Source organism: Streptomyces sp. NPDC033229 (assembly GCF_055576875.1).
In genome coordinates, this window is sequence record NZ_JBVIQR010000004.1 from 220160 (window position 1) to 244006 (window position 23847).

The 23847-nt window shown below is 73.1% G+C and carries 16 protein-coding genes; 9 read left to right on the forward strand and 7 right to left on the reverse strand.

Going from position 1 to position 23847, the window contains the following annotated elements:
• Positions 1-139: 139 nt before the first annotated feature.
• Positions 140-610, forward strand: a complete 471-nt coding sequence (locus tag ACZ53N_RS05970; RefSeq protein ID WP_469139729.1) for a metallopeptidase family protein — start codon at positions 140-142, stop codon at positions 608-610.
• Between the two features lie 21 nt (positions 611-631).
• Here ACZ53N_RS05970 and ACZ53N_RS05975 read toward each other — a convergent pair whose 3' ends face one another.
• The 3 genes from ACZ53N_RS05975 to ACZ53N_RS05985 all read right to left on the reverse strand — a co-directional run bounded on the left by ACZ53N_RS05975 (position 632) and on the right by ACZ53N_RS05985 (position 6584).
• Entirely contained in the window at positions 632-2176 is a 1545-nt protein-coding gene (locus ACZ53N_RS05975) for a DUF5719 family protein (RefSeq protein ID WP_469139730.1), read from the reverse strand.
• On the reverse strand, positions 2173-5952 hold the full coding sequence (locus tag ACZ53N_RS05980) for a glycosyltransferase (protein ID WP_469139731.1): 3780 nt from the start codon (positions 5950-5952) through the stop codon (positions 2173-2175). Before ACZ53N_RS05980 ends, ACZ53N_RS05975 begins: the two co-directional genes overlap by 4 nt.
• Before the next feature lie 368 nt (positions 5953-6320).
• Complete coding sequence (locus ACZ53N_RS05985; protein ID WP_004952403.1) at positions 6321-6584, reverse strand: WhiB family transcriptional regulator; 264 nt, start codon at positions 6582-6584, stop codon at positions 6321-6323.
• 663 nt (positions 6585-7247) lie between these two features.
• Between ACZ53N_RS05985 and ACZ53N_RS05990 the strand changes: the two genes are divergently transcribed.
• From ACZ53N_RS05990 to ACZ53N_RS06000, 3 genes are all read left to right on the forward strand, one after another.
• Positions 7248-7766 carry a cysteine dioxygenase gene (locus ACZ53N_RS05990; RefSeq protein WP_469139732.1) on the forward strand — a complete coding sequence of 173 codons (519 nt, stop codon included), beginning with the start codon at positions 7248-7250 and terminating at the stop codon, positions 7764-7766.
• Positions 7767-7968: 202 nt separating this feature from the next.
• Entirely contained in the window at positions 7969-8937 is a 969-nt protein-coding gene (gene cofD / locus ACZ53N_RS05995; RefSeq protein ID WP_469139733.1) for a 2-phospho-L-lactate transferase, read from the forward strand.
• On the forward strand, positions 8934-10289 hold the full coding sequence (locus tag ACZ53N_RS06000; RefSeq protein WP_469139734.1) for a coenzyme F420-0:L-glutamate ligase: 1356 nt from the start codon (positions 8934-8936) through the stop codon (positions 10287-10289). The genes cofD and ACZ53N_RS06000 overlap by 4 nt, the downstream gene beginning before the upstream one ends.
• 176 nt (positions 10290-10465) lie before the next feature.
• Here the strand turns inward: ACZ53N_RS06000 and ACZ53N_RS06005 are convergent, their stop codons facing one another.
• From ACZ53N_RS06005 to ACZ53N_RS06015, 3 genes are all read right to left on the reverse strand, one after another.
• Positions 10466-11446 carry a DNA-3-methyladenine glycosylase family protein gene (locus tag ACZ53N_RS06005; RefSeq protein WP_469139735.1) on the reverse strand — a complete coding sequence of 327 codons (981 nt, stop codon included), beginning with the start codon at positions 11444-11446 and terminating at the stop codon, positions 10466-10468.
• A 131-nt stretch (positions 11447-11577) separates the two neighbouring features.
• On the reverse strand, positions 11578-12660 hold the full coding sequence (manB, locus tag ACZ53N_RS06010) for a mannose-1-phosphate guanylyltransferase (RefSeq protein ID WP_469139736.1): 1083 nt from the start codon (positions 12658-12660) through the stop codon (positions 11578-11580).
• Between the two features lie 81 nt (positions 12661-12741).
• Positions 12742-14304 carry a peptidoglycan recognition protein family protein gene (locus ACZ53N_RS06015; RefSeq protein WP_469139737.1) on the reverse strand — a complete coding sequence of 521 codons (1563 nt, stop codon included), beginning with the start codon at positions 14302-14304 and terminating at the stop codon, positions 12742-12744.
• Positions 14305-14443: 139 nt separating this feature from the next.
• Between ACZ53N_RS06015 and ACZ53N_RS06020 the strand changes: the two genes are divergently transcribed.
• The 4 genes from ACZ53N_RS06020 (at position 14444) to ACZ53N_RS06035 (ending at position 20882) form a co-directional block, all read left to right on the forward strand.
• Positions 14444-15196 carry a TIGR03089 family protein gene (locus ACZ53N_RS06020; protein WP_469139738.1) on the forward strand — a complete coding sequence of 251 codons (753 nt, stop codon included), beginning with the start codon at positions 14444-14446 and terminating at the stop codon, positions 15194-15196.
• Between the two features lie 148 nt (positions 15197-15344).
• Positions 15345-16667: an LCP family protein gene (locus ACZ53N_RS06025; RefSeq protein WP_469139739.1), complete on the forward strand. Its 1323-nt coding sequence runs from the start codon at positions 15345-15347 to the stop codon at positions 16665-16667.
• 240 nt (positions 16668-16907) lie between these two features.
• Positions 16908-18680 carry an LCP family protein gene (locus ACZ53N_RS06030; protein WP_469139740.1) on the forward strand — a complete coding sequence of 591 codons (1773 nt, stop codon included), beginning with the start codon at positions 16908-16910 and terminating at the stop codon, positions 18678-18680.
• A gap of 99 nt (positions 18681-18779) precedes the next feature.
• Positions 18780-20882 carry an LCP family protein gene (locus tag ACZ53N_RS06035; RefSeq protein WP_469139741.1) on the forward strand — a complete coding sequence of 701 codons (2103 nt, stop codon included), beginning with the start codon at positions 18780-18782 and terminating at the stop codon, positions 20880-20882.
• A 194-nt stretch (positions 20883-21076) separates the two neighbouring features.
• Here the strand turns inward: ACZ53N_RS06035 and ACZ53N_RS06040 are convergent, their stop codons facing one another.
• Positions 21077-22108, reverse strand: coding sequence for a glycosyltransferase family 2 protein (locus ACZ53N_RS06040; protein WP_466898920.1), 1032 nt, complete (start codon positions 22106-22108; stop codon positions 21077-21079).
• A 187-nt stretch (positions 22109-22295) separates the two neighbouring features.
• On the opposite strand from ACZ53N_RS06040, the gene ACZ53N_RS06045 reads away from it, so the two are divergent.
• On the forward strand, positions 22296-23798 hold the full coding sequence (locus ACZ53N_RS06045; protein ID WP_469139742.1) for an LCP family protein: 1503 nt from the start codon (positions 22296-22298) through the stop codon (positions 23796-23798).
• Positions 23799-23847 lie beyond the last annotated feature (49 nt).

Sequence of the window (23847 nt, forward strand, 5' to 3'; positions counted from 1 at the left end):
GTCATTCGGCATGCGAACGCCGGTCCTGTAGATGGCTGTAATTGATCGCATAGATGACCAGAACGCTCATCAGGCGACATGCGATGAGATGCGCGGGTACCGCGTGCGCGCGGCCGGGTGGCGGATACTCTCGGAGGTGATGGACAGCCCCGTACCGCCCCGCCAGGCCGAACCTCGCCCCCGCCGCCGCGACCGACACGGGCGCGGCATGCGCGGACCGATCGCACCGCCGCAGGTGCCGCTGTCCGTCAGCCGGGGCGAGGCCTTCATCGACCTGGTGCACGACTCCGCCGAGCGGCTCGAGCGGCGCTGGCCGCAGCTGGCCGCGGTCGATTTCATCGTCCGCGAGGTGCCGGTCGCCGGCGGTGACGGCGACCCGGACGGCCCGGCCCCCTTCGGCCTCGACGCCGACGTCGTGCCGCTCGGCCGGTACGTCGAGGCGCACGGCGACAGCCCGGACCGGATCGTGGTCTACCGCCGCCCCGTGGAGATCCGCACCAAGAGCCGCGACGAGCGCGCCCTGCTCGTCCACGAGGTGGTGGTCGAGCAGGTCGCCGAACTCCTCGGGCTCGCGCCGGAGTCGGTGGACCCGCGCTACGGCCAGGACTGACCCCCCCCCCGTCCCTCACCGTCAGCGGTTCAGCATCGACAGGTCCTGCTCCGCCTCCGGGACCGCCACCGTGGAGCGGTCGTCGGGCAGCGGCTGGATCGTGAACATGGGCAGTCCGTCCTTGGGCAGCGCGAGCGTCCGCGAGGCGTGCACCGGGCCGCCGGAGACCTTCTCGACGGTCACGGCGTACGGGCCCTTCGCTCCGCCCGGCTGCGGCGGCTCCACGGCCAGCGTGGTTCCCGCCTTGACGGTGTAGGTCCTGCTCACCGGGGTGCCGCCGTCCGCGCCCGCGGAGGAGGTGACCTTCACCTGGGCCGCCTCCTTGCCGGGGGCCACCAGGGCGAGGGTGCTGCCCTTGGGGCGGTTGTCGGCGGCGGTCCCGCGTCCGCCGAGGGCGCCGGTCGCGGGGATGAACGCCGTCTCCTGCTTGTCGCCCTTGCCGCGCGTGACCCGCAGCGCGGCGACGACCGGGGCGCTGTCGCCCTCCGCCGTGAGCAGCAGCGACCCGGCCTGGCCCTTGGTGACGTCCCCCAGGTCGACGGCGGTGGTCATCCCGCTCTTGATGTGCAGCGTCTCGTGGCCCGCCGGGCTGATCGAACCGGCCGGCCCGGCGAGGCGCACCTTGAGGTCGGCGTCGTCGTCACCGGGCACGTGGGCGACGAGCCGCACGGAGGTCGCGTCGGCCGGGATGCCGGGGAGGACGACGTCGGCCGAGGCCTCGCCGGACGGGGCGAGCCAGTCGCCGCCGAGCTTCTCGTCGGACGCCTGCACGGCCGCGCCCACCCGGCCGTCGCGGGCCGCCACATGGAGGGTCAGGTCCTCGGTGGGCGCGTCCGTCAGGGTCGACAGCAGCACCGGCACGGTCGAGCGGGGCGGGACGTTCACGGCCTCGCCGGTGGGGGCCTTGATCCGGCCGTCCTTGCCGTAGAGCTCCAGGTCGACGACGGCCACCGTGGTGTCGGGGTTGGTCACGTGGACGTAGTCCTGGCGGCCCTTGGCGGTGCTGACGCCGGGGAACCAGAAGGACGTGTCGGGGGCCGCGCAGGTCACACCGTGCAGCCCGCGCCCGGCGCCCGCCGCGATCACGGTGGTCTGCTGGGTGGTCCAGCCCGGGGCGAGCGCCCCGTCGGCGGTGCCGGTGAGGGCGGGGGCGTCGGAACTGCTCGTGGTGGCGGTGGCCGGCTTGCCGGGCTCCTTGAGCGACAGGACGGGCTTGCCCGCCGTCTGAGGAGCCTTGGTGCCCTTGCCTGCCTTCTTGGGGTCGGCCTTGGGGTCGGCCTTGGCGTCGCTCTTCGCCGCGGGTCCCGCCGCCGACAGCAGTTGGGCCGCGGACTTCCGCCCGGCGGCCCCGGCCTTCACCGGCGGGGTGAAGGAGGTGTACGTCGTCTCGCCGACGTCGGACGAGGTGGGCGCCGGGCACAGCGCGGTCGAGCGCTGCACGGGCAGCCGGGCGGGAGCCTTGGCGCCCGGCTCGGCCGCGGGCGGCGCGCCCCCCAGCGCGGCGACGCCCGTGACGGCGGCGAGCGCCGCGGCGGCGCCGAACAGGGACAGGGTGGTGCGCTTCACTGCTGCTCGCTCCCGTCACGGTGGGGGCCGGTACCGCCGCCGTACGTCGTGTCGTAGGGCCGCTGCTGTCCATAGCCGTACGGGTCGTACGGGTCGTAGCCGGCGCCCGCGTAGGGGTCGGCCGGGTACTGCTGGGCGTACGAGCCGTCCGGGTGCTGCCCCTGCGGGTCGTGGGCCTGCTGGTACGGGCCCGCGTACGGGTCCTGCGGGTACGGCTGCTGCCCGTAGCCCGGGGCGGGGGCCGCGCCGCTCCCCCACCCCTCGCCGCCGGACCCGCCCTGGCCGTACTGCTCGTAGGGCACCGCCGCGTACGGGTCGGCCGTCGGCTGCGCGTAGGGGTCGGCGGCCTCGGGCACGTGGTCCACGACGACCGGGGCCGGGGTGTCCGCGGGCCGCTCGGCGATGGTTTGACCGGCTGCGGCCCGCAGCCTGCGGGCGCGCCGGCCCTCCCCCGCCCCGGCCTGCGCGGGGACGGACGCGGCCGGGGACTTGGACAGCTCGGCCGGGGCCGGCGCCGCGCCGTCGTCCTCCGGCAGGTCGTCGTCGATCTCGCGCCGCCGACCGGGCAGGGCGAGCACGACGAGGACGATCGCGAGGGCGCCCTGAGCCCACAGCCAGGCCGCCCGCGCCGTCGGTGTCTCGTAGGTGAGGGCCAGTCGGCCGCCGGTGGTGGGCAGGCCGAAGCCCTGGGCCCAGCCGTCGACCGTGGTGCTCTTGAGGGCCTTGCCGTCGAGGGTGGCCCGCCAGCCGGGGGCGGCCTTGTCGGCGAGCCGCAGCACGCGGCCCTCGGGGCCGTCCGGGATGGTGGTGTGCGCGCTGACCGGCCCGGCGGCGACGGGCACCGGCGCGGTGCCGACGCTCTGGGACGCGCCGCTGACGATCGTCACGCGGGCGGTGCGCCGGTCGACCCGCCACAGGGCGGTGCGGCCCTCCTGGCTGAGCCGGGTGAGGCCGGGGGTGGCGTCGAGGACCCGGCTCATCGCCTTCGGGGCGTCGCCGCCGACGAGCACATAGCCGACCGCGTACTCGCCGAGGCGACCCGTCTGGTCGGCGCCGGAGCCCGCGACGAGGTGGGCGATCACGTCGTCGAGCCTCTTGTCCCGGCCGGCGGTCGCGGCCGCCTCGGCGTCGCCGAGCCGCGCCCCGGAGCCGCGCACGAGGGTGTAGCCGACGCGGCCGGTGCTGCCGCCGAGCACGAGGGTGCGGGCCTGGTCGCGGGTGCCTGCCTCCTCCGCGACGAACGCGGGGACCTGCACCGCATCACGCCGCTGGAGCGGCCCGGCCGCGCCGCCCGACATCCAGGCGACGGCCGCGACCAGCGGGGCGGCGCCCGCGGCGAGGGCGATCAGGGCGGCGACGGGCTGCCGCCAGCCGAAGCTGAGCGCCGCGACGCGCTCGCGCGCGCCCTCGGCACCGACGGCGGCCGCGGCGATCAGGGCCAGCCCCTGGACGAGGGTGGCGGGGCCCGCCCACGCGGACCCGGCCGTGAGCCCCGCGCAGAGCAGCGCGGTGAGCGCCGTGACCCAGGCGGTGCCGACCGCGAGCCGCCGGTCCTCGCGCAGCAGGGCGGCCAGCGCGGCCAGGACGACGCCGGTCAGCAGCAGAAGGCCGGGGGTCCTGGGGCCGCCGGGGTCGGCGGTGAGCAGGTTCAGCGGGCCGGGTGCCGTGCCGCCGAGGTCGAGTCCGGCCTCGGCGAGGAACCGGCCGGGGTGGGTGAGCAGCCCGAACGACCAGGGGGCGAGCACGACGAGCGGGGTACCGAGCGCGGCCAGGAAGCGCGGCCCGTGCGCGGCGAGCGCCGCCCCGCCGCCGCGTACACAGCGCAGCGCCGACGTGCCGAGCCCCAGGACGAGGGCGAGCGGCCAGACGACGGGGGTGAAGGCGGTGGTGACGGTGAGCAACAGCGCGTACGTCCAGGTCGCGCGCCACGGCGGCCGGGCGGCCGGGGTGCGCAGACCGCCGGCCGTGACGGCCGCGCGGGCCATCAGGGGCAGCAGGATCGCGAGGACGGCGGTGCCCAGTCTGCCGGTGGCGAGCGCGCCGGTGGCGGCGGGCAGGAAGGCATACGCGACGCTCGCCCAGGCCCGCAGCAGCCGGGAGTCGACGAGCGGGCGGGAGGCGAAGTAGGCGGTCAGTCCGGCGAGCGGCACCGAGCAGACGAGCAGCAGGGTGAGCGTGAAGGACGTCGAGCCGAGGAAGAGCGTGGCCAGCCCGGCGAGGACCGCCAGGTAGGGCGGTGCGCTGCCGGTGGTGCCGACCCCGACGGGGTGCCAGTCGTCGGTGAAGCGCGCCCACAGGGCGGAGACGGTGTCGGGGGCGGGCAGCAGCGCGCCGCCGGACAGGGCGCCGCCGCCGAACAAGCCCCGGCAGGCGATGACGGAGACGAGCAGCAGCAGGGCGAAGAGGACGGGCCCGGGCTTGCGCGCGACGCGCTTGAGCCGGGCGAACTGCTCGACCTCCAGGAAGTCGGCGTCGTCACCGCCGGGCCCGGACTCGACGGCGCCGTGGCGGCCGGCGGAGGAGAGTTCGGCCTCCGAGGTGCCGCCGAAGTTGCTCGCGACCTGCTCGACGGTGGCGCGGACGGTCGCGCCGGGTGGCGGGAAGAGGTGCCGCAGCTCGCTCCCGGCGACGGCCGGGGTGCCGCGCCGTTTGCGGGCCGCGCGGATCCGGCCGGGGCGCAGCAGGGTGCCGACCAGGCCGGTGAATTCGTCCAGCGCCTGGCCGGGGACCTTGCCGACGAGGTAGGCGAGGGTGCGCAGGAGGGTGCCGAGGACGAGCCGGAGCATGACGTAGGGCAGCAGCGCGCCGCGGGTGTTGGCGAGCAGGGTGTAGACCGCGCCCGCCTTGTCGACGCGGTGCGGGCCCACGGTCTTACGGCCGGCGCAGTCGACGGGGCGGCGCTCGCGGGCGGCGGCCTCGGCGTGCCGGAGCACGGCGTCGGGCGCGACGAGGACCCGGTGGCCGGCGGCGTGGGCGCGCCAGCACAGGTCGACGTCGTCGCGCATGAGGGGCAGCCGTGGGTCGAAGCCGCCGAGCTGTTCGAAGACGTCGCGGCGGACGAGCATGCCGGCGGTGGACACCGACAGCACGGGCCGCACCTGGTCGTGCTGTCCCTGGTCCTGTTCGCGGCGCTCCAGGCCGGTCCAGCGGCGGCCGCTGCGGGCGATGGAGACGCCGACCTCCAGCAGCTGTCTGCGGTCGTACCAGCTGCGCAGCTTGGGGCCGATGACGGCGGCGTGGGGTTCGGACTCGGCGACGCGCAGCAGTTCGTGCAGGGCGCCGGGTTCGGGTGCGCAGTCGTCGTGCAGCAGCCACAGCCAGTGGACGGGGTCGAGGTCGCGGTCGCGGTGCGGCGTGTCGTCGCGGCCGTAGGCGTCGTGGGCGTCGTCACGCCAGGTGCGGCTGACGGGGTCCCAGCCGCTGGAGCTCTTGAGGTACGGCAGTTCGTCGGCGGTGGGTGCGGGGGCCGCGCGGACGGCCTCGTCGACGGCGGTGCCGAAGCCCGCGCGGCGGGCGAGGTGCAGGACGCGGTCCGCGCCGAGGGCGTCGGTGAGCAGCCGGGCGGAGTCGTCGCCGCTGCCGGTGTCGGCGGCGACCGCGTTCTGCACGGGCCGTTCCTGGCCGAGCAGTCCGGCGAGGGCGTCGGGCAGCCAGCGGGCGCCGTCGTGGGCGACGAGTACGGCGGTGACGACGTGGCGGGGGAACGCCGGGGGGCCGGCGGGCTGGTCGAACGAGGCAGCCGGGTAGGGGGCCGCCGTATTGCTGTGCACGGACATCGGGGTACGGGCCCTCCGGCCGGGGTCCGGGGGTCGCCCCCGGGAGACGCGGTGCTGGAACTGCGCTGGACGTGAGCGCCCCGGTGGGGCGTCGGTACGTCGCGGACGGGCCCCCACACTAATGGCTGCGCACGCATGCGGTCCGCCTCCTGCGGGCGGGCGCAGAGGGCGGACCGTGGGGGGATGGCCTGGGTGTGGACAGTGTCACGGAGTGTGCGGGCCGGACTGTCCGTCAGCCCGCTGGGCGGGCACTGGATAAGACATATCGTCAGGTCGCTCGCCGGGTCGCGGCGGCGGAACACGCGTCGGGGGCAGGGCCCGGGACGGGTGGTCGAGCCTCGGGCCGGGGCCCTGTCGGCTCGGGTGCCTCAGACCGCGGCCTTCTTCAGGCGGCGGCGCTCACGCTCGGACAAACCGCCCCAAATACCGAAGCGTTCGTCGTTCGCAAGGGCGTATTCAAGGCACTCGGAACGGACTTCACAGGCGAGGCAGACTTTCTTCGCCTCCCGCGTGGATCCGCCCTTTTCGGGGAAGAAGGACTCAGGATCGGTCTGGGCGCACAACGCGCGCTCCTGCCAGCCGAGCTCCTCGTCCGCCTCCTCGACCAGCAGTTGCTGGAACAGCTCGGTCATGTGCGCCCCTCGTCTGTCATTTGCGTCCCCGTGGTGCTGCCGCCATCGGGTGCGGCAGAACGACACGAGTGAAATTACAAGTGTGCCGATCCGGGCCAGTCAAGCCGAGATCTGCTATTGGGCCCCATATTCACTCTGCGGAACCAAGGCTAAGCGGAAAGTGGCCAAAATGTCACAAGTTTGGACACTTCCACCCACCTGCCGCAGTCATCCCGCCTTCCCCCTCGAAGGGAGGACGACACTCGCGCCCGTCCCGTTGCACCGCTCCGGCTGAACGATGTTTACGAAACCGGTCGGAGCGCCACCTGTCCGGGACCCCACCGCCACAAACCTTTCATCGCGCACAGTAACCGGATGCGGTGAAAGATTTACCTCAAACCAGACACAAGGTTGACAGAGCGCTTCCGAACCGGTCTCCTTGGTGCCATGCCAGCAACCGCCGCGCTCCGCCTGACCCGTGCCTACGGGTCCCGCTGCGCTGTGCAGGCTCGCTGTCGCTGTTGCAGCTGTTGACGCCCCCGAGCTCCAGCTGATCTTTCCCCCGCATGGCCCTGTGCCTCCGGGCGCGTACGCTCCGTGCTCGCCTGTCTCCGCACTTCCCGCACGCCGCCCGCGCCTGCCGCCCCGCATGCCGCCCGCATCACTGCCGAGGAACTCCCGCACATGAACAGCGACGTCCAGATCGCCGGCGACCCGCTCGCCGTCCCGCACCTCATGCCGCCCGTGCCCGCCCACCCCTCCACCGTCGCCGAGTTCGCCGGCCTGGCCCGCGGTATCGCGGCCGACCGCGACAGCTGGGCCCACCTCGTCCGCTACGACGCCGCCAGCCGCTGGTACCACCGGCTGCGCACCGGCCCCGGCTACGAGGTGTGGCTGCTGAGCTGGGTGCCCGGCCAGGGCAGCGGACAGCACGACCACGGCCCCTCCTCCGGGGTGCTGACCGTCCTGAGCGGTGAGCTGACGGAGCTGACCGGGGCCACCGGCGGGGCCCGCCGCCGCCTCCGCGCCGGTGACCAGCGCGTCTTCGCCCCCGGCTACGCCCACGAGGTCGTCAACGACTCCCTCGAACCGGCTGTCAGCCTGCACATCTACTCCCCCGGTCTGACCGAGATGCCGATGCATCACGCGGCGCCCGCCGCGAGCGTCGTGCCGTCCGTCGTCCAGGGTGCCGTCGCTCGCTGACGGCCGGCTGACGGGTCGGCTGACCGTCCGCTTCCGGCCCGCTTCCGGCCCGCTTCCGGCCCGCTTCCCGCTCGTAGGCGATCACTCGTACGAGTGAGTTCGGTGGGTGGGTGACGGGCGGGCCCGGGTACCGGTGACGGGCGGGCCCGTCACCCACCGACCACTCTTCAGCGCACCCGCCCCCGGCTGACAGACTGCGCTCATGCAGCAGCGCATTGTGGTTCTGGCCGGCGGGATCGGGGGCGCCCGCTTCCTCCGCGGCCTCAAGTCAGCAGTCCCCGACGCGGAGATCACCGTCATCGGGAACACCGGAGACGACATCCACCTCTTCGGCCTCAAGGTCTGCCCCGACCTCGACACCGTGATGTACACCCTCGGCGGCGGCATCCACGAGGAGCAGGGCTGGGGCCGGTCCGACGAGTCCTTCGCGGTGAAGGAGGAGTTGGCGGCCTACGGGGTGGGACCCGAGTGGTTCGGGCTCGGCGACCGCGACTTCGCCACGCACATCGTCCGTACCCAGATGATCGGCGCGGGCTATCCGCTCAGCGCGGTCACCGAGGCGCTGTGCGACCGGTGGCAGCCGGGCGTCCGGCTGCTGCCGATGACCGACGACCGCGTCGAGACCCACGTCCTCGTCGACGACGCCGACGGTGGCGGGCGCAAGGCCGTGCACTTCCAGGAGTACTGGGTGCGGCTGCGGGCCTCCGTGCCCGCCCACGCGATCATTCCCGTCGGCGCGGAGGAGGCGAAGCCGGCCCCGGGTGTCCTGGAGGCCATCGCCGCCGCCGACGTCGTGCTCTTCCCGCCGTCCAATCCCGTCGTCAGCGTCGGCACGATCCTGGCGGTGCCCGGCGTGCGGGAGGCCGTCGCGGCCTCGAAGGCGCCCGTCGTCGGCCTGTCCCCCATCGTCGGCGACGCTCCCGTGCGGGGCATGGCCGACAAGGTCCTCGCGGCCGTCGGCGTGGAGTCCACGGCCGCCGCGGTCGCCCGGCACTACGGCTCCGACCTCATCGACGGCTGGCTGGTCGACACGGTCGACGCGGGCTCGGTGCCCGAGGTGGAGGCCGCGGGCATCCGCTGCCGCGCCGTGCCGCTGATGATGACCGACGTCGACGCCACGGCCCGGATGACCGCCGAGGCCCTCGCCCTGGCCGAGGAGGTCCGCGCGTGAGCGACCTGCCCGCGTATCGCGTCTGGGCGCTGCCCGGCATCCCCGAAGTACGGACCGGGGACGACGTCGCCAAGCTCATCGCCACGGCGGCCACCGCCGAGGGACTGCCGGGCCTGGCCGACGGCGACGTCCTGATGGTCACGTCGAAGATCCTCAGCAAGGCCGAGGGCCGTGTCGTCCAGGCCGAGGACCGCGAGGCCGCGATCGACGCCGAGGCCGTGCGGGTGGTGGCCCGGCGCGGCCCGCTGCGCATCGTCGAGAACCGGCTCGGGCTGGTCATGGCCGCGGCCGGCGTCGACGCCTCCAACACCCCCGCGGGCACGGTCCTGCTCCTGCCCGAGGACCCCGACGCCTCGGCCCGGCGGATCCGGGCGGCCCTGCGGGACACCCTCGGCGTGAACGTCGGAGTCGTCGTCACAGACACCTTCGGGCGACCGTGGCGCAGCGGGTTGACGGACGTCGCGATCGGGGCGGCCGGCGTGCGGGTCCTCGACGACCTGCGCGGCGGCACGGACGAGCACGGCAACCCGCTCAACGTGACCGTCGTGGCCACCGCGGACGAGCTGGCGGCCGCCGGTGACCTGGTCAAGGGCAAGGCGGAGGGGCTGCCGGTCGCCGTGGTGCGGGGGCTGTCGCACGTCGTCGTGTCCGACGCGCCTGATGGTGAGGAAGTTGACGCGTCCGGTGGGGTCGACGAGGGGGCGCGGGCGCTGGTGCGCGACGCCGCCGACGACATGTTCCGGCTGGGGACGTCCGAGGCCGTCCGCGAGGCGGTGACGCTGCGGCGTACGGTCCGGGAGTTCACGGACGATCCGGTGGACGGCGGCGCCGTGCGCCGGGCCGTCGCCGCGGCCGTCACGGCTCCCGCGCCGCATCACACGACGCCGTGGCGGTTCGTGCTGCTGGAGTCCGCGGAGTCGCGGGTGCGGCTGCTCGACGCGATGCGCGACGCGTGGATCGCCGACCTGCGCGGCGACGGCTTCACCGAGGAGAACATCGCCCGCCGGGTGCGGCGTGGCGACGTGCTGCGCAAGGCGCCGTACCTGGTGGTGCCGTGCCTGGTCATGGACGGTTCGCACACGTACCCCGACGCTCGGCGCAACGCCTCCGAGCGGGAGATGTTCGTCGTCGCGGCGGGTGCGGGCGTGCAGAACTTCTTGGTGGCGCTGGCGGGTGAGCGGCTGGGGTCGGCGTGGGTGTCGTCGACGATGTTCTGCCGCGATGTGGTGCGGGACGTTCTCGGGCTGCCGGCCGATTGGGATCCGATGGGGGCGGTGGCGATCGGGCGGCCTGCGGTTTCGCCTCCGGCGCGGGTTACGCGGGATGCTGCCGCGTTTGTCGAGGTGAGGTAGCTCGGCTTCGGGGCGGGTGCGGCGCCGTCGTGGTGCGGGCGCCGGGCCCTCCGGTGCGGGGCCCCGTCGCCCTCCCCGCCGTTCCCCGGCCGGGCGGGCGGGTGGGGTTCGGGGGGCCTGCGGTCCCGTCGCCCCCGTCGTTCTCCGCTGCCTGCCGGTGGGCTGCGCTTCTACAACTACAAGCCCCTGATGTCGTTCACCGACAGTCTCGGTGCTCTTCTCGGTGGCGTGTGGCCGCTCAGGAGGATCAGACGGGTGGCTCGGTGGCGGTGGCCCTCGTAGGGGGTCAGGAGGTCGAGCATCGTCGCGTCGTCCGTGCCGCGGAGGCCCGTGAGGGCGTAGCCGATGATCTTCGGCAGATGGAGGTCGCCGACCGTGACCGCGTCGGCCGCGCCGTTGCTGCGCTGGAGGGTCTCGGCCGCCGTCCAGGGGCCGATGCCGTCGACGGCGCACAGGCGGCGGGCGGCAAGTTCCGCGTCCATCGTCGCCGCCTCCTCCATGCGGTGGAAGACCTTCGCGGCCCGGACGATCGCGGCCGATCTCTTGCCGTCCACTCCCGCCTTGTGCCAGTCCCAGGACGGGATGCGGGCCCAGGTGCGGGGGTCCGGTGGCGTGTGCATCCGGTCCGCCGGGCCCGGGGCCGGCGGGCCGTACTGCCGTACGAGCAGGCGCCAGGCGCGGTAGGCCTCGTCGGCGGTGACCTTCTGTTCCAGGATCGAGGGGATCAGGGATTCCAGAACGAGGCCGGTACGGGTGAGGCGCAGGCCCGGGTTGCGGCGGTGGGCCTCGTGGACCACGCGGTGGCGGGGGGTGAAGGCCTCGGGATCGTCCTCGGCGCCGAGGAGGGCCGGGAGGCCGTCCAGGAGCCAGTCGGCGCCCGGGCCCCAGGCCTCGGCCTCGATCGTCTCCCCGCTGCGCGCGATCCGCAGGGTGCCGGGGCCGGCGGGGGTGCAGGACGCGCGCCAGACCGAGCCGTCCGGAGTGACCCGGAACGTCGGGTCACCGGGGCCGCGACGCAGCGGGCCGAGGGTGACGCCCAGGTGCAGCGGGCCCGGCGGGGTCCAGCGGCGGGTGCGGGAGCCGACAGTCACCGGGCGGGGCCTGCTCGCGGGTACGGCCGTGCGACCACCGCGCACGGTGATGGGGGCACCTCCCATGCCTTTGGGGCTATGGGGGATGGTGAGGCGGTCGGCTGATTCCACGGAGGTGTCCTGAGGTTCGGGTGCACCTACGAGCGTAGGCGCACCCGCTGACACCCGGCGAGAGCTCCCGCCGACTACTGGGGGAACTACTGGTCGGACGAGAACCGGACCGCGCCGTCCGGCAGGGCCGCGCCGCACCAGACGCGGACCCCGTCGCGCAGTTCGTTGTCGGCGCCGATGCGCGCACCGTCGCCGATGACGGCGCCCGTCAGGACCGTACGCGCCCCTACGTGCGCACCTGCGCCGATGAGCGAGTCGCGCACGTCCGCGCCCGCCTCGATGACCGCGCCGTCGAGGACCGTGCTGCCGTCGACGCGCGCGCCGGGCTCGACGCGGGCCCCCGCGCCGATGACCGAGCCGCCGGTGATCTTGGCGTCCGGGGCGACGTCGGCGCTGTCGAGGATCAGCCGGTCGCCGCAGCGGCCGGGCACGGCCGGGGACGGGGCGCGGCCGAGGACCAGGTCGGCGGAGCCGCGGACGAAGGCCTGCGGGGTGCCGAGGTCGAGCCAGTAGGTGGAGTCGACCATGCCCTGCAGGTGGGCGCCCGAGGCGAGGAGTCCGGGGAAGGTCTCGCGCTCGACGGAGACGGGCCGGCCCGCCGGGATGGTGTCGATGACCGACCGGTTGAAGACGTACGCGCCCGCGTTGATCTGGTCGGTGACGATCTCCTCGGGCGTCTGCGGCTTCTCCAGGAAGGCGGTGACCCGGCCGTCGGCGTCGGTGGGCACGAGGCCGAAGGCCCGGGGGTCCTCGACCCGCGTCAGGTGCAGGGAGACGTCCGCGCCCGTCGTGCGGTGCGTGCCGACCAGCGCCTCGATGTCGAGGCCGGTGAGGATGTCGCCGTTGAAGATCAGGACGGGGTCGTCGGGGGCGGAGTGCAGCTTGGAGGCGACGTTGCGGATGGCTCCGCCCGTGCCGAGCGGCTCCTCCTCGGTGACGTACTCCAGGTGCAGGCCCAGCGCGGAACCGTCGCCGAAGTACGGCTCGAAGACCTCGGCCAGATAGGACGTGGCGAGCACGATGTGCTCGATGCCCGCCGCGCGCGCCCGCGCCAGTTGGTGCGTGAGGAAGGGCACTCCGGCCGCCGGGACCATGGGCTTGGGCGTGTGCACCGTGAGCGGGCGCAGCCTGGTGCCCTTGCCCCCGACCAGGAGGATCGCTTCTGTCACCTTGTCGTCTCTGCTTCCTGCTGGGGCCGGGCCGTGATCGGCGGCCAGTGTATGCAGACCCTGCGGCCCGGCCCGCCCCGGTCAGCGTCCCTGGAGGCGGGCCGCGGTGCTGCGGGCCTTGCCGAGCTTCTTGTAGAGGAGGTCGCCGGGGCATTCGGTGGCGTAGCCGTCGCGGTGCCCCGAGATGACCTTGAGCCTGACCTTGGTCCCCTTCTTGAACAGGTTTCCGCCGGCGGACACCAGGGTCGTGGAGCCGAGGGGGTTGCGGCCGAACAGTCCGAGCTTCCAAGCGGTGAGTCTGGCCACGGCGTCGACCGCGGCGGTGGGCGGGGTGGAACTTCCGAATGTCCCGAGAACGGCGATGCCCATGCTGTTGGAGTTGAAACCGAGAGTATGGGCACCCATGACGGCTTTGGCCACGCCACCCGAGCGGCCTTCGTAGATCGTGCCGCATTTGTCCACGAGGAAGTTGTAGCCCATGTCCCGCCAGCCGCTGCTCTGGACGTGGTAGCGGTAGATCCCCCGGATGACGGAGGCGGACTGGGAGCAGCTGTATTTGTTGCCGGAGGCGGTGTGGTGCACGAAGGCCGCCCGCACGGTCTTGGTGTAGACGAAGCCCCGCTCGCGGATGGATTCGTCCGCGCCCCAGCCCGCCCGGGTGACGATGCGGGGGCGCGGGCCGATGTAGCCGCCGCCCTCGACGTAGCGCGACCCCTGATCGGCGGCGTCGGTGGCATCGTCCGCGGCGGCGTCGGCCGCGTCGTCCGTGGTGTCCACGTCCGCGGCGCCGTCGGTGTCCGGGTCCTGGGGCGGGCTCTTGACCGGGGCGTCGCCGGGGCCGGTGGCGGCGACGTCGGCACCGGAGCCGTCCTTGTCCCGGGCGGGGATCTCGGTGGCGCCCAGCGGGGCGAGGAGGCTGTTGACGGCCGAGGTGACGGCCTCCTCGTCACTGAGGGCCGGGGACGCGGGGACGGTCGGCTCCTCGGCCACCCGCGCCGGGGCGGCGGCCGGGACCGCTGCCGGGGCGGCCGGCACCGACGGCGCCTGGCCCTGGGGCCGGGCGGACTCGGGGGCCGGGTCCTTGCCGGGATCGACGAGTTCGAGGCGCAGGCCCACGGGGAAGGCCGGCCCTTCGGGGGTCCGGTCGGTCACGGTCTCGGCGCGGACGCGGACCTGGACGGCGTCGGAGGCGCCCACCCACAGGGGTGCGGTGGCGCCCCGCCGACGGCCGCTGATGCCCTCGGCGGAGTCGAGGTCGGGGCGGTCGTCGTCATGGATCTGCACGTCCTGCCACGCGGACCACCGGTGACTGCCCACCGCGCGGGTGCGCACCTGGGCCTGGCCGCGCAGCTCGGCGGCAGCGTTGTCCCAGACGATGCCCACGAGGGAGAACGGTTCGACCTCCCGGGGCGGCAGCCCACGCTCGGCGGTGCCGCTGCCGACCGGGGGCTCCGCCGAGCGGGAGCCGCCGGTGAGCGGCACCAGCGGCAAGGACCGGGTCGAACCCGGCACCCCGCTCGGACCGGCGGCGGGGGTGGTCCGGACGGCGGACGCGGTGGCGGCGCCGGTGGGGGTGGTGAGCAGCGGCAGGGTGAGGGCGGCGGCACAGGCGGTGACGGTAGAAGTAACGAAGATTCCACGCATAGTGACAACCCTGGTCATATCACCAGATATCTGTCCATTCGAAAGCTGACGGCCAGTCGGTCGTATCCGCTCTCCGGCCGAACGGGCCACTCGTCCGTCCGACTGACCGTCAGCACCCTCGCCGCGTACGCTGACGACGATGAACGCCACCGATCGCACCCCCGCCGACCTGCTGCGTTCCGCGCTCGCCGCGGATCCGGCCCGCCCGCTCGTGACCTTCTACGACGACGCCACCGGCGAGCGCGTGGAACTCTCCGTGGCCACTTTCGCCAATTGGGTGGCGAAGACCGCCAACCTGCTCCAGGGCGATCTCGCCGCCGGGCCAGGGGACCGCCTCGCCCTTCTGCTGCCCGCCCACTGGCAGACCGCGGTCTGGCTGCTCGCCTGCTCCTCGGTCGGCGTCGTGGCCGAGGTCGGCGGCGACCCGGCCGACGCGGACGTGGTCGTCAGCGGCCCGGACACCCTGGAGGAGGCGCGCGCCTGTTCCGGTGAGCGCGTCGCGCTCGCGCTGCGCCCCCTGGGCGGGCGCTTCCCCCAGGCCCCGCAGGGCTTCGCCGACTACGCCGTCGAGGTGCCCAGCCAGGGCGACCGCTTCGCCCCCTTCGCCCCGGTGGACCCGGACGCGCCCGCGCTCGTCGTGGACGGCTCGGAGCTGACCGGTGCGCAGGTCGTGGAGCGGGCGCGGACGGACGCCTCCCAGCACGGGCTCGGTGCGGGCTCCCGGCTGCTGTCGGGCCTGCCGTACAGCGGCTGGCACGGGCTGTCCGCCGGGCTGTACGCACCGCTCGCCGCCGGCGGGTCGGTGGTGCTCTGCCGCCATCTCGACCGGCTCTCCGCCGGGGCCCTGGACAAGCGCCGGGAGAGCGAGCGCGTCACCGTGACGGCCCCCTGACACTGCCGGACCGCCCGGATCGCGCGATGATCGTACGTACGCCGCACGACGTACGTACGCCACACCAGGCGCGGAGGGCCGTATTCCGGCCCTCCGCGACGGCTCAGCTGGTGCGAGGCCGCCGACTCCGTGAGGGAGGGCCGCAGCCGTGACAGACCGTCCTGGAAGCCCCAGCAGCCCCGGCACGCCCACCGGCCCCACCGGCGGGGCGTGGTGGGGCGCTCCCCCGCCCGCCCCCGAGCCGAAGCCCCGGCGGCGGCGCCGGTGGCTGCGCTGGGCGGCGCTGGGGATGACGGTGCTGACGCTCACGGCGGCCGGGATCGGCTGGGCGCTCTACCAACGGCTCGACAGCAACATCACCACCGACACCGACACCGCGGACGAGCTGGCGCGCTGGGAGAAGGAGCGCCCGGTCGCGCTGGTGCACGGCGCTCAGAACATCCTGATCATCGGCTCCGACACCCGCGGCGCCGGAAACGGTGCGTACGGCGCCGACAGCGGCACCCAGCGCTCGGACACCACGATCCTGCTGCACCTGGCCGCCGACCGGCGCAGCGCGACCGCCGTCAGCCTCCCCAGGGACCTGATGGCGAAGATCCCGAGCTGCCGGCAGTCCGACGGCTCCCGGACGAACGAGCGGTTCGCGCAGTTCAACTGGGCGTACGAGCTGGCGGGCGCGGCCTGCACGATCCGTACGGTCGAGAACATCGCCCGGATCCGCGTCGACCACCACGTGATCGTGGACTTCACCGGCTTCAAGCGGCTGGTCGACGCCATCGACGGCGTCGAGGTCTGCCTCAGACAGCCCGTGGACGACCACGACGCGAAGCTGCGGCTGCCCGCGGGCCGGCAGGTACTGCGCGGAGAGGCGGCGCTGGGCTACGTACGGGCCCGCTACAGCCTCGGCAACGGCAGCGACACCGAACGGATGGGGCGGCAGCAGGAGTTCCTGGGCTCGCTGTTCCGGGAGATGCAGAGCAGCGGTGTGCTGCTCAACCCCGCCCGGCTCTACCCGGTGCTCGACGCGGCGACGTCCTCGCTGACCACGGACGCCGGGCTGGACACCCTCCGCAAGCTGTACGACCTGGTGCGCACCGTACGGGACATCCCCTCCGAGCGGGTCCAGTTCCTCACCGTCCCGCGTCGGCCGTACGTCTACAACAGCGCCCGTGACGAGCTGGTGCAGCCGGACGCCGACCAGCTCTTCGAGCAGTTGCGGAACGACCGGCCGGTGGCGGTCGGCAGGCATGTACGGGCGGCCGACAACAAGCCCGGGCGAGATGCGGAACCAGTTGTTCCGGTTGGCCCCGAGGGCACGGGGGAAGCCGGGGCGACCGAGGGACAGCCGGCCTCGCAGGCACCCGCGGCACCGGCGGAGTCCGGTACTTCGGCGCCGCCCACGGGTTCGCCGAAGCCCACCACTCCGCCCACCTACGAGGGAACCACCGCAGCACGTGGCATGTGTGGATGATTTTGCCTAAAGGTACGATCACCTTTTCCTCCGGATGATCGTTCGGGCGAAAGGATTGGGCAGAATGCCCAGTTGTAGGGGAGTGCAATTTGTCACCGGCGTCGCTTGACGCTGAACTGGGCGGATAGTGTGAGCGATCCGGTGCGCACGGCCGGGCTGACCGCGCACTGCACAGACGACGTGACCGAGCGCCTCGGGGGGGTAGGCGCCGCGTGGCACCGACGGAGGATTCAAGCGACCGTGGACGCGCAGGGCCGTGGGCGGGCGGGCGACATCGACCCCGCCGACCAGTGGGTCTTCGACCCGAAAACAGGCAGCTACGAGCTGCGCCTTGACCATGCCGAGGAGTCGGAGGCGACTCCCGGGAGCGGCACGTCCGCGACTGCTTCACCCTCTGCTTCCGCAGATTCCGACTCCCCTGCCGTACCGGCTCCCGCGAGGTCGCGGGTCGGTACGCAGGGCAAGCCCGGCCGCCGTACGGTGCCCGGGCAGCGCGGCAATCCCCGCCGCGCCGGGACCAAGCCGGTGCAGGGGCGGCGCAAGCCGAAGCCGAAGCAGAGCAAGAAGAAGAAAGCGCTGATGTGGACGGGCGGCACGCTCGCCTTCGTCCTGGTCGGCGGCTCGGTGGCGGCCTACCTGGTCTACCAGCACTTCAACAACAACATCGACAAGGTCGATGTCGGGATAAACAACGACGCGGTCATCGACGGCCCGGTGAACATCCTGGTCATCGGCACCGACAAGCGTGACGGCAAGGGCAACCAGGGCTACGGCGACGAGGGCAGTGTCGGCCACGCCGACACCACGCTGCTGTTCCACGTCTCGGAGGACCGGACGAACGCCACGGCGCTCTCCATCCCCCGCGACATGATCACCGATGTCCCGGACTGCCCGACCAAGAAGGACGGCGAGACCAAGGTCATCCCGGGCACGAAGGGCGTCCGTTTCAACGAGAGCCTGGGTCAGGAGGGCCGTGACCCGGGCTGCACCTGGCGGACCGTCGAGGCGCTCACCGGCCTGAAGGTCACGCACTTCATGATGGCCGACTTCAACGCCGTCAAGGAGCTGTCGTCGGCGGTCGGCGGTGTCGAGGTGTGCCTGGCCAAGGACATCAACGACCCCAAGTCGCACCTCAAGCTGAGCAAGGGCCGGCACGAGATCGAGGGCGAGGACGCCCTCGCGTTCGTCCGCACCCGGCACAGCGTCGGCTTCGAGAGCGACCTGGACCGCATCAAGCTCCAGCAGCAGTTCCTGAGTTCGATGATCCGGAAGATGAAGTCCGGTGACACGCTCTCGAACCCCAAGAAGCTCTACGACCTGGGCAACGCGGCGACCAAGTCGCTGACCGTCGACACCGGTATAGGTTCCGTCAGCAAGCTGACCAGTCTGGGCAAGGAGCTCAGCAAGGTCGACCTGGAGAACATCACCTTCGCCACCGTCCCGGTCAAGGACAACCCCGCCGAGGGCAAGAACCACAAGACGGTCGTCCTGGACCCCCCCAAGGCCGATCCGCTGTTCGCCATGGTCCGTCAGGACGTCTCCCTCACCGAGGTGAAGGCGAAGGAGAAGAAGGCCAGCGAGGCGGCGGACGCCAAGCAGGCCGCTCTGCTCAAGGGGCCGAAGGCCGAGCCCGCGGCCGTGCGGGTGAAGGTGCAGAACGGCAGCGGCCGGGTGGGCGCCGCCCAGGAGGCCGTCACCTGGATGCAGAACTCCAAGGGCATGCGCCTCACGAGCAACGGTGGCAACGCCACCGGCGGCAAGAAGGACAAGACGATCCTGGAGTTCGCCCCCAACCAGGCGGACCAGGCGCGTCGGCTCGCCGAGGTCATGGGACTGCCGGTCGAGGCCCTCAAGCAGGCCAAGTCCGACGCCGCCCCGACGGCCGGGATGACGCTCGTCCTGGGCGCGGACTTCAAGGCCGCCGGTACCCCGATCTCCGTACCCGCCCCCGCGAAAGCACCCAAAGACATCCAAAAGATCGAAGCCGACGACAAGAACATCTGTGCCAAATGAACCTGGCCCCCCGCTGCCGCATCTAGGCCAGTAACTAGAGTCACACCAGCTACAACACGCCTGCCCTTCGGGCCGGACGGACCATTCAGGGGAGGCCCGATGCGGCAGAGCAGCGGCGTGCGGGGACCGGCTGGCGCCTCAGCCGAATCGGCTGGCGCCTCAGCCGACGACACGGCCGGCGCCGCGCAAGCCGACGGCGAGGTTCCGGCCGCCAGAAAGTCCGGGCGTCGGCGGGCGAAGAAGTCCGGCGTCACCCGTGCCCGGCACGCCGGGGCCGACGGCCCCCGTGCCGCGGGCACCGATGCCCAAGGGTCTTCCGGCCCCGAGGCCGCAGGTGCCGAGGGCTCCGGGGGCGCCGGGACCGAGAGACGCACCGACTCCGAGGGCACAGGCGCGGGCGACACCGGAGCGGTCTCCGGGGCGCCCAGGGGCAAGGACCGTGGGGACGCGCCCATGGGCGTCGAAGCGACCGGCTCCAAGGGCGACGACGCCCAGGCCGCCAGCGACGGCGATGCCGAATCCGCTCCGACGGCCGGAGGCAACGGGACCGCCACCGCCAAAGCCGGCCGCAAGGCGCCCCGCAAGGCCACCCACGCCAAGAAGCGCGAACCCAAGGCCCGCTCGGCCAGGCGCAAGCGAACCGCGCGAATAGCCCGCTGGACCGCGCTCTCCCTCGCGGTCCTCGTCCTCGGCACGGCGGCCGCCGGGTACTTCTACTACCAGCACCTCAACGGCAACCTCAAAAAGGGCGACCTCAACCTCGGCGACAAGCAGCTCGACCGCAGCGTGGCCAACGCGGACGGTCAACGCCCTCTGAACATCCTGATCCTGGGTTCCGACAGCCGGAACAGCAAGAAGAACGTCGAGCTCGGCGGCGCCCGTGAGGACGCCGGGCGCAAGCCGCTCGCCGACGTCCAGATGCTGGTGCACGTCTCGGCCGACCGCAGCAACATGTCGGTGATCAGCGTGCCGCGCGACACCCGGGTGACGATCCCCAAGTGCACCGACCCGGAGGACGGCACGGTCTACAAGGAGACCGACCGTCAGATCATCAACACCAGCCTGATGAACGGCGGCCCGGGCTGCACGGTCGCCGCCTGGGAAGAGCTGACCGGCATCCCCGTCGACCACTTCATGATGATCGACTTCGCCGGAGTGGTGAGCATGGCCGACGCGGTCGGCGGCGTTCCGGTGTGCGTGGACGCCAATGTGTACGACAAGGACTCCGGGCTGCGGCTGACGAAGGGCTCGCACAAGGTCAAGGGCCAGCAGGCCCTGCAGTGGCTGCGCACCCGGCACGGCTTCGAGGACGGCAGTGACATAGGCCGTACCCACGCCCAGCACATCTATATGAACGCCATGGTCCGCCAGCTCAAGTCCGGTTCCAAGCTCTCCGACCCCGGCCAGCTCACCGACCTCGCGGAGGCCGCCACCAAGGCGCTCACCGTGGACAAGGACCTCGGTTCGGTCAAGAAGCTCTACGACCTCGGCAACGACATGAAGCGGGTGCCGTCCGGGCGGATCACGATGACCACCATGCCGTGGGTGCAGGATCCGCTGGACCCGGACGCGCACGTGATACCCAAGCCGGGCGACGCCGACAAGCTCTTCTCGCTCGTCCGCAACGACATCGCGCTGGACGGCAAGGACAAGAAGTCCGACAAGGGCCCGAAGCCCACCGCACCGGCCGCGCCGAAGGGCGCCATCGAGCTGACCGTGTTCAACGGCACCGGCACCGCCGTCCAGCCGCCGGCCACGCGTCGGGCCTCGGACATCGCCGAGGTCCTCGTGAAGGCGGGCTTCAGCAAGGCGATGTCGGACTCCACTCCGCGCGCGCAGGCGGACACGACGATCACCTATCCGAAGACCGCCGAGCGGCCGGACGCCGAGGCGGTGGCCAAGGCCCTCGGGCTGCCGGAGAGCGCGCTGCGGATGTCTCCCACGGTCGACCGGGTGACGCTGGTCATCGGCGGTGACTGGCGGACGGGCACGAAGTATCCGAAGACCGGGGAGCCCGAGGAGAGCGACTCCTCGGACGAGCCGACGGCCGGGGCGACGGGCGACGGCAAGGCCGACGGGAACGGCAAGAAGGACGACAAGGGCGAGAAGGACGGCGACAACAAGGCGCCCAAGAGCTCGGACCCGCTCAACGGCAGCGACACGTCGGCGTGCATGAACGTCAATCCGCTGAATCGTTTCTGAAAACCTTCGCCTGGCCGGCGGTTGCTCGCCTGACGGCCGGTGGTGCCGCCTACGGCGGCGAGCGCCTCTTGCCTGGCCGGCAGGACTTCGACTGCGGGCCCGTCTTGCCGCCTGCTGCGGCGAGCGCCCTGCGGGCGCGTCCTCAATCGCCGGACGGGCTCGATTTCGAGCCCGTCCGGCGATTGAGGACAGGCCTAGCCCGCCCGGACGGCCGGGCGGCGGCTGGCGATGACCCGCTTCGCCAGCGAGCGCGGGCTGGTCAGGAAGCCGAAGCCCCACGACATGTGCATCGTCGCGAGCGCCACCGGGATCCGGACGCGCGCGGCCGGCGACAGGCCCTTGCCCGCGGGCAGCGAACCGGCGGTGATGGCCGCCAGGTACCCGGCCGGGACCAGCAGGCCCCAGGGGGTGACGGCCGCGCCGACCACGACACCGGCCGCGATGGCGACCACGGCGGTCGGCGGCGCCAGATAGCGCATGTTGATCGAACCCTGGTGGAAGCGGGCGACGACGTGCCGCCAGCGCCCGTAGTCCTTGTACTGCTTGGCGAGCGCCTTCACGCTGGGCCGCGGCCGGTAGGAGACCTTGAGCTCGGGGGAGAACCAGATCAGCCCGCCCGCCTCACGGATCCGGAAGTTCAGCTCCCAGTCCTGGGCACGGATGAACTCCTCGTTGTACCCGCCCTGCTGCTCCAGGGCCTCGCGCCGGAAGACACCCAGATACACGGTTTCGGCCTCGCCGGCCGCGCCTCCCGTGTGGAAGGCCGCGTTGCCCACGCCGATCTTCGAGGTCATGGCGGCGGCGACGGCCCGCTCCCAGTCGTTCTCGCCCTCGGCGTGCATGATGCCGCCGACGTTCTGGGCGCCGGTCTCGTCCAGCAGCCGCACGGCGGTCGCGATGTAGTTCGGCGACAGCATTCCGTGACCGTCGACACGTACCACGATCGGGTGGCGTGACGCCTTGATCGCGGCGTTGAGCGCGGCGGGGGTGCGGCCGGTGGGGTTCGGCACGGTGTGGACCCGGGCGCGGGGGTGGTTCGCGGTCTCCCGCACCAGGTCGGCGGCGATTTCGTCGGTGCGGTCCGTGGAGGGACCGAGGGCGATCACGACCTCGAGTTCACCGGCATAGTCCTGTTCCAGGATGTGCCGCACGGAGGTGCGCAGATACCGCTCCTCATTGAGCACCGGCATGATGACGGAAACGGCGGGCGGCTGCTGATCGGGCATGGTTCCTCGGCGGTACGGGGGGTGCCCCCGGCGGACGGCGGATCGTCGGTCACGTTACGCCAATGGGGCACCCGAAAGCGCCCCGCCCGGGTGGCAGGCCCCGCCCGGACGGCGTGGGGCCGCGAACCGACGATCGTATGGGCCTACCGTTTCCCCGGTTCTGCCCAGTCCGTCGCGGAGGTTCGAAGTGACCGCACCGGCCCGCTCCCCCCGCCAGGCCAGACCCCGCCCGAACCGGCCCCGCCACAGTGCGCCCCGCCGCCCGCGCTGGGGGCTGCGCCTCGCCACCGGCGCCGCCGTGGCCGTGCTGGGCACCGGCGGCATCGGGCACGCGGTGGTCACGGGGATCGAGGGCGGCATCGGGCGGGTGGATCCGTTCGGGGGGCTGTCGGACCGGCCGCAGACCAGTCAGGGCAAGAACATCCTCGTCGTCGGCACGGACGGCCGCGACAAGATCACGGAGGAGGAGCGGACCCGCTACCGGCTGGGCGGCGCGCCCTGTCACTGCACCGACACGGTGATGCTGGTGCACCTCTCCGCCCGGCACGACCGGGCCAGCGTGATCAGCCTGCCGCGTGACACCTATGTCGAGATCCCCGAGCGCGCCGACGCCCAGGGCCGGATCCGCCCCGCCCACCCGCAGAAGCTCAACGCGGCGTACGCGGAGGGCGGGCCGAGCCTGACCGTGCGGGCAGTGGAGCAGCTGACCCGGGTGCACGTCGATCACTACCTGGAGGTCGACTTCGCCAGCTTCATGAAGACGGTCGATGTGCTGGGCGGGGTCCGGGTGTGCACGGCGCGGCCGCTCAAGGACGTCTACACGGGTCTCGACCTGCCGGTGGGCTCCAGCGACCTCAATGGCGGGCAGGCGCTCCAGTACGTCCGCTCCCGCCATCTCGACGGGGGCTCCGACCTCGGCCGGATGCAGCGGCAGCAGCGGTTCCTCGCCTCGCTGATCCACAAGGCGGCGGGCGGCGAGGGTCTGCTGAACCCGGTGAAGTTCCAGGAGGTCGGGACGACGCTGCTCGGCTCGGTGCGGGCCGACCGGGGGTTCGGCAGCGACGAGCTGGTCGCGCTGGCCCAGGGGATGAAGAACCTGACGCCCGCGTCGGCCGAGTTCGCCTCGGTGCCGATCGGCATCGCGAACTTCCCCGTGCCCCGCGTCGGCTCGACGGTGAAGTGGGACGAGGCGGCGGCCGGGAAGATGTTCCAGGCCCTGCGCGAGGACCGGCCGCTGACCGTGCACGCCCCCCGGCGGTCGCAGGACGCGAAGCCACCGGCCGGCCCTGCGGACCAGACCGCGACGCCGGTGGACGTGGCGCCCGGGCAGATCCGGGTGCAGGTCCTCAACGGCAGCGGCCGCACCGGTCTGGGCCGCGAGACCGACAACGCGCTGCACGCGACGGGCTTCGCCACCACCGGCCTGCCCACGGACGCGCCCGGACCGCCGGCCCAGCGGACAGTGATCTCCTACGACCCGCGCTGGGACCGCTCGGTCCGCTCGGTCGCGGCGGCACTCCCGGGCGCGGAACTGCGCCCGACGCCGGGGCAGGGCCCGCTGATGAAGGTAATCCTGGGCACGGACTTCAAGGCCGTCCACCCGGTACGCGCCCAGGACCCCCCACAGCAGGCCGGCGCGGCCCCGGCGGCGGTCCGCGGCGACCAGGTGGTCTGCCCGGACGGCGCGTAGGCCTGTCCGGCGGATCACGGGGCGCACCACCGCTGCGCGGCGGTGTCCG